Origin of the sequence: Serratia sp. (in: enterobacteria) (genome assembly GCF_046715635.1) — a bacterium.
In the GTDB taxonomy this organism is placed as follows: domain Bacteria; phylum Pseudomonadota; class Gammaproteobacteria; order Enterobacterales; family Enterobacteriaceae; genus Chania.
Map to the genome: position 1 here is coordinate 23,042 of NZ_JBKJYW010000188.1, position 6,299 is coordinate 29,340.

Annotated in this window: 5 protein-coding genes; 4 read left to right on the forward strand and 1 reads right to left on the reverse strand. The window is 51.5% G+C overall.

Features of this window, described 5'->3' with window-relative positions; all coding sequences use genetic code 11:
• Positions 1-2: 2 nt before the first annotated feature.
• Positions 3-854: a hypothetical protein gene (locus ACLQ7H_RS09315; protein WP_261459820.1), complete on the reverse strand. Its 852-nt coding sequence runs from the start codon at positions 852-854 to the stop codon at positions 3-5.
• A 608-nt stretch (positions 855-1,462) separates the two neighbouring features.
• Here ACLQ7H_RS09315 and ACLQ7H_RS09320 point away from each other — a divergent pair.
• From ACLQ7H_RS09320 to ACLQ7H_RS09335, 4 genes are all read left to right on the forward strand, one after another.
• Complete coding sequence (locus tag ACLQ7H_RS09320) at positions 1,463-2,656, forward strand: AAA family ATPase (RefSeq protein WP_261459842.1); 1,194 nt, start codon at positions 1,463-1,465, stop codon at positions 2,654-2,656.
• Positions 2,657-2,664: 8 nt separating this feature from the next.
• Complete coding sequence (locus tag ACLQ7H_RS09325) at positions 2,665-3,636, forward strand: ParB family protein (RefSeq protein WP_261459819.1); 972 nt, start codon at positions 2,665-2,667, stop codon at positions 3,634-3,636.
• Between the two features lie 575 nt (positions 3,637-4,211).
• Positions 4,212-4,904: an N-6 DNA methylase gene (locus tag ACLQ7H_RS09330; RefSeq protein ID WP_411752411.1), complete on the forward strand. Its 693-nt coding sequence runs from the start codon at positions 4,212-4,214 to the stop codon at positions 4,902-4,904.
• On the forward strand, positions 4,808-6,299 hold a 1,492-nt coding region (locus ACLQ7H_RS09335), incomplete at its 3' end, for a hemagglutinin repeat-containing protein (RefSeq protein WP_411752412.1). The genes ACLQ7H_RS09330 and ACLQ7H_RS09335, both read left to right, overlap by 97 nt.

The window sequence follows — 6,299 nt, forward strand, 5'->3', positions numbered from 1 at the left end:
GCCTAAAGATTAAGTGATATGCACCAGACTTCGGAAAACACCTCTTTATAGGGGTGAGATGCGACCAGCTTTCGACTTCCACCACGTTGTACGGATAACTTCCAGGAATCTATCGTACGGTGGCTAAGGTGACATACCTCTTCCAAAATATAGCCGGCCCTTGCCTTGTCAATAGAATTACCTTCTTTATCAATGGTTTTAACAATCAACGGAAGGTGCTCCTTGGCATATTCTTCAAACACTTCCATCACATGTGTGAACCCGCCACACATATCGGGCTCTTTGAGCATATCAAGAAATGTTTCGCCGACGTTGGTCACTCGAATCCCCCCGGAGCCATAGAGTTCACGCTTCGCCACGAAGTTTTTCTTGTTGTGAATGACTATTTCCTTGCCATCAATTTTACCTAGGGAGGTTATCTTCCTCGGTAACAGAGGCTGGCTGTCCTTGATGTCATTAAATTCTTCTGTGATCCGCGCTTCCAGCAATTTTTTGGCCTGTGCTTGAGAGGATTGTACTAAATGGACAGTATTAAGAATACGGTCTGTTATGCCATGCCACTCCATGGCGGTCAGGTAGGCCAGATACGAATAAGGCGTTAAACTGCAGGCGATTTGTTGTGCACTTGCCTTATCCTTGTTGCTTACCTGGAATACAATGCCTTCCACGATTGGGGAGAGTATACCCTGAGTTTTTAAATCGTTTAGTGCATCGTCTAAAACCCTATGATCGGGTTCTGAAGCGGATATTTTACCAATCCGTACACCATCAAACTCTCTATCCCTGTACAAGGTATAGATATACCAATTGATGTCATGCAATCCAATCGCGGGATGGTCATGCTTGGAAAGCAATGTTCTCCGGAGGGCTTCTCTGAGTGAAATTGTTTTTGATATCATGTTTCGCTGACCAATGTATAAGTCCTAAGGACTTATACATTGGTCAGTGCTTGATGTCAAGGGCTATTTAATTGCAATTTTCCATAAGGCAATGAAATTTATTGAAATTAAAATATTCTTGACAGTCGAGTAAGTATTGGTAAACTAACGTCCTAAGGACGTTAGTTTACCAATACCTGTTGATGTTTTTTTCTTGTTCTACGATTTGAGATGAAATGTACCTATCCTCAACCGCGCTGTTTGTTGAAAGTGAAATGCCAGAAGACCCGAGTTTTATACTGGGCATTGTTGTTCACCGCTTAGTGTAATTCTCCCAGCAAACGCATCGTAGCCTATTCCATGTGGTTACGCTCTACATCGTGTTCCTTGTATGAAAGAAGCGCCTCTGGTTTTCCTTAAAGGGAATATGCGGAATTTTAGCCACTGCGTGATGTAACCGAACATGATCTAACTACAGGGTTAGTGCGTACTAATTTAATTGCTAATTGTGTTGATTTTTAATCATACATGCAGGATTATTGATTTTATTCAAATAAGCTACATAAAAAGAGGTGTTGATGATTATGGATTCTCATCAAACAGAGAAAGTCGCATTACGTGCCGAAAAAATGCTGTCCGCGTTGACTGAGCAGATACAACTTCAGAAAGAAGAGCTCAAGGAGAACGAGTATTTTCAGGTGTATGCCAAAGCCGCCGTGGCAAAATTTCCCAAGCTGACGCGCGCCAACGTGGACTATGCCGTGAGCGAGATGGAAAACAGCGGTTATGTCTTTGAGAAGCGCGCGGCCGGGTCTTCGACAAAGTACGCGATGACCGTCCAGAATATTGTCGATATTTACCATCACCGCGGTGTTCCTAAATATCGCGATCGCCATCCTGAAGCAATGACTCTTTTTGTCGGCAACCTGAAGGGGGGTGTCTCAAAGACCGTTTCTACGGTGTCACTGGCTCATGCACTACGTGCCCATCCCCACCTCCTTTTTGAAGATTTACGCGTCTTGGTCATTGATCTGGATCCGCAGTCCTCGGCCACCATGTTTTTGAACCATACCCGTGCAGTGGGCCTGGTTGAGACAACCTCCGCGCAGGCCATGCTCCAAAATGTCAGTCGGGAAGAATTACTCAATGAGTTCATCGTGCCATCTGTTGTACCCGGCGTCGACGTTCTTCCCGCATCCATTGATGATGCGTTCATCGCTTCAGGTTGGGAAAGTTTGTGTGCCGAGCATTTACCTGGCCAAAACCCCCATGCTGTCTTGCGCGAGAACATCATTGATAAACTGAAGGCTGATTATGACTTTATCTTTGTCGATAGCGGTCCTCACCTGGATGCATTCCTGAAGAACGCGATTGCGGCCGCCGATCTCCTGATGACGCCGATCCCACCTGCACAGGTTGATTTCCACTCTACCCTGAAGTACCTGACCCGCCTGCCTGAGTTGGTCAGTATCATTGAAGCCTCTGGCTGTCCGTGTCGGTTGCAGGGAAACATCGGCTTTATGTCCAAATTGTCCAACAAGCCCGATCACAAAGTCTGCCACAGCCTTGCGAAAGAAATTTTTGGCGGAGACATGCTCGATGCTGCATTACCCCGGCTTGATGGCTTTGAACGCTGTGGCGAGTCGTTTGATACGGTGATCTCCGCGAACCCATCTACCTATGTGGGGAGCAGCGAGGCGTTGAAAAATGCGCGTACCGCTGCGGAAGATTTTGCCAAAGCAGTATTTGACCGCATTGAATTTATTCGAATGAATTGAGGTGCCCGATGAGCACAAAACGTCAGACAATCGGGCGCACGTTTAGCGCGCCAGTTCTTAACAACGAAGCCGAGCCAGAAGCGTTCAAACAGGTCTTTACCCTGGCTTCTGGCAGGAAGGCGGTCTTTACCAAAGTGACCGTTCCGGCGGCAGATGTTGAAACCAAAACGTATGTTCTTCAGGAAATAAACGGACGTGATCAGTCTGCGCTCACCCCTGAATCCCTGCAGGATATTACGCGAACCATCAGCCTGCAGCAGTTTTTCCCGGCCATTGGTGTTCGTCACGATGACCGTATCGAGATCCTCGATGGTTCTCGTCGTCGTGCCTCTGCCATTCTTAAACATGTTGGTCTGGATATTTTAGTGACGGATGAGCCTCTCACGGTCAGCGAAGCCAGAAAGTTGGCCCAGGATATTCAGACAGCCCGAGAGCATAACATCCGCGAAGTGGGAACCCGTCTGCTCGCCCTTAAGCAAAGTGGACTGACACAAAAAGAAATCGCTGAAGCAGAGGGATTGTCGCAAGCCAAAGTTACGCGAGCGCTGCAGGCAGCCAGTGTATCTTCTGAGTTGCTATCCCTTTTTCCGATCCAATCTGAACTGTCTTTTTCTGACTACAAAGTGTTGCTGATGGCCGAAGAGTTGTTGGCCAGCAATCAACGTTCAGTATCAGAACTCATCGAAAATATCAGTAGCGTCGTCAGTGGGATCCGTGAGCAGTCATTGCTGGCCGCAGATGAGGTCAAGACTAAAATCCTCACGGTAATACGGGATGAAGCCACGCTATTGGGAGAACCAGCGAAAGGAGATGCGGCTGTCATCACCCCACTCTGGCAGTTTTCTGACAAGAACAAATATGCCCGCAAGAAGATACGGGGACGCATGTTCAGTTACGAGTTTAACCGTGTGTCGCCCGAACTGCAGGGGGCCATTGATGACGCGGTGAAAGCTGTCTTGGCCAAGCATCTCAAGTCATAGTTGAAAATGTTCTCCACCCATTTTTCAATGTTAATTGTTTAAATTTAATGGCTTTTTCATGGGGATTTCACGGTGAAATCTCCATGAATTTCGACGCACCCCACCTCGGCTTACCTTGCAATGCCATTTCTCTATGGTTGGATCGCAGTAAAATACCCAGTTCGTTCTCCACGTAAAAACAGGGCTTAATGCATTGTATTTCATGAGTTTTTTTATTAAATTTCACGCTGAAATCTCCACGGTTGCATAACTCCTCATCGGCTAGCAATCAATGGTTGCGCACGATCCGCGCTGATATAGCTAGACTATGAATTGGCGGCGAATCTGTCCGCCCCCCTTATTGAGTCAGCCTTCACTCCATCGTCTGCAGTTACTCCCTCCCTCCGCTTAACAGTCGCACCGTGCCGGAAAAACTCAAGCCGCCGGCTGCTGTGCCCGTTCGCATTCCTTCCCCCTGGTCAGTCATTGGCGCTGCGGCCTTGCATCCGGAGCTGGATTTTTTCCTTATGGCCCGTTGCGTCCAGCGCGGTATGGCGGGAGCACACCGCAGATCGCCACAAAGGAAGGACACCAGAATGACGCAGCTGACCCTGGATATACTCGCGCCAGCCAATACCCCTGATCGGTTACGCCACGTTGGCCAGAACGGCTATGACCATTACCGACGGGAATTTATCCGGTTGTTTCGTGAAACGGCGCGCTATCACCACCGACATGAGGTTTTTCGCGATTTTGCAGAAATGGCGACACTTGCCGTGCAGAACGTTTTTCTTCGCAGTCCTGATCTGGAAAAAGAGTATCTGGCGATTGCCGGTCGCTATCAACCTGATGATGTTAACCGGATGACTCAGTTGCTGGGGTGTCTCACTGGCGCTCTGGAGTGTCAGCCGGGTGACTTTCTGGGCCAGATCTTCATGGAACTGGAGAACGGCTCAGACCATATGGGCCAGTTTTTCACACCTTATCATCTGTCTGCCCTGATGGCTCGCCTCACCGCCGGTGATGTACTCAGCGAGCTGGAGCACAAGCCGTTCATTACGTTGCAGGAACCGGCAGTTGGGGCGGGCAGTATGGTGATCGCATTTGCTGAAGTGCTTGCGGAACAGGGTATCAACTATCAGGACAAGCTATTCGCCAGTTGCATGGATATTGATGCGACTGCAGCACATATGTGTTACCTGCAACTGTCCCTTCTGGGGATACCGCCGACGGCCCGCAAACGGTGTGGGTGCCGAAGGTGTACCTGGCGCAGACCACGCTGCGCCTGACCGGCGATGGCGCGGTGATTGGCGGTGGCGACCTGCAGCTCTCGGCAAACAGTGTCACCAATGCCGGTAACCTGTTTGCCGACAAGGCCCTGTCGGTTGATGCTGGGCAGTTCCTGCATCAGGGCGGCGACATCAAGGCTGGCAGCATTGACGTGCAGGCTGACAGCCTGACCCTGAGCAGCAATCTGCAGGATGCGCTGCGCCAGGCGACGATGAGCGCCGACGACATCCGTCTCAGTGGTACCGATATTACGCTCACAGGGGCGAAACTCGATGCCACCAACGCCCTCAGCCTCAGTGCACGCAACGACCTGACCGTTACTACTGCTAAAAGCAGTCATACGGCCGACCTTGAAGTTATCTCGGGCTCTCTGGGTAACCGTACCCGCGATGGCATGGAAGCGGCCGGCGAGCGGATGGCGCACGTCAGCGGGGAATGGCAGCAAGCGCTAGGCAGTGAGCTTAACGCCGGCGGCAACCTCACGCTCAATGCCGGGCGGGACGTGACGCTAACGGGTAGCCAGGCAAAAGCAGGAGGCCAACTCGGTGTGCAGGCCGGGAATAATATCAACATCCGGGCCGAAACCACCACCAACACCTCTCACCTGGACGCCAACAGCCGTACCTCTTCGGTGAGCAACGACCGTCAGGAGGAGCGCCTGACGCTCAGCACTCTCGGCGGCGACCAGGGCGTGACCCTGGTGGCGGGTAACCACCTGCTGGCCGAAGGCGCGCAGGTTGACAGTAAAGAGGGGCGCATTGGCATCAGCGCCCAGGACGTGACCATCAAGGACGCCCGTACCCACACGCTCGGCCAGGACAGCGAAAACAAACGGGACGGCAAGACCCGTAGCCATCGCGAAGAGGAAACCGAACGTGAGACCAGTACAGGCAGTACCTTCAGCGGGCAACAGGGGGTAACGGTCATCGGGCGTGAGGGGGATGTGACGGTCACCGGCAGCACCCTGCACAGCGACCAGGGTGGCATCGCGCTTCAGGCGAAAAACGATGTGACCCTCAATACTGCCACCGAACGCGAGTCGACCTTCAGTGAGGAACGTTCACAGAAAAAAGGCTTCCTGAACAAGAGCAGCAACCACACCGTGACCGACGACCGCCTCACGCGTGAGAAAGGCACGCTGCTGAGTGGTAACAGCGTCAGCGTCAACGCCGGCAATGACCTGACGGTCACCGGGTCGGCCATTGCCGCTGACCGGGACGTGACCCTGCAGGCCGGCCGTAATGTCGATATCGGTGCGGCCACCGAGACCGAGTCCCACTATCTGCTGGAAGAGAAGAAAAAAAGCGGCCTGCTGGGCAGTGGTGGCATCGGCTTTACGATAGGCAAGCAGTCGAGCAAACATGAAATCGACGAGAAAGCCACTACCCAAAGCC

Bases quoted from the DNA above. Each gene is read 5' to 3' on its own strand.
- ACLQ7H_RS09320 (WP_261459842.1), top strand. From the start codon at position 1,463: ATGGATTCTCATCAAACAGAGAAAGTCGCATTACGTGCCGAAAAAATG.
- ACLQ7H_RS09325 (WP_261459819.1), top strand. From the start codon at position 2,665: ATGAGCACAAAACGTCAGACAATCGGGCGCACGTTTAGCGCGCCAGTT.
- ACLQ7H_RS09330 (WP_411752411.1), top strand. From the start codon at position 4,212: ATGACGCAGCTGACCCTGGATATACTCGCGCCAGCCAATACCCCTGAT.